General features: G+C 42.4%; 1 protein-coding gene. It reads left to right on the plus strand.

Features of this window, described 5'->3' with window-relative positions; all coding sequences use genetic code 11:
- The coding region (locus SB660_RS22070) for a substrate-binding domain-containing protein (RefSeq protein ID WP_410584601.1) at positions 1-211 on the plus strand (211 nt) is incomplete at its 5' end.
- Between the last annotated feature and the right edge of the window lie 44 nt (positions 212-255).

A 255-nucleotide genomic window follows, 5' to 3' on the forward strand; every position in this document is an offset into this window, starting at 1 on the left:
GGAGGACATTCAAATTATCGGCTATGATGACATTCCGCAAAGCGGACTTCTGTTCCCGCCACTTTCTACAATTAAACAGCCCGCATATGATATGGGGAGAGAAGCTGCCAAACTGCTTTTGGGTATCATCAAAAAACAGCCTCTGGCAGAAACGGCAATTCAAATGCCTGTCACCTATATAGGAAGAAAGACGACAAGAAAGGAAGATTAAGATGCGTAATATTTGTGTGATTGGTAGCTGTTCTATGGATTTAG

This window comes from Bacillus sp. SIMBA_005, assembly GCF_046535585.1.
GTDB classification, from domain to species: domain Bacteria; phylum Bacillota; class Bacilli; order Bacillales; family Bacillaceae; genus Bacillus; species Bacillus pumilus.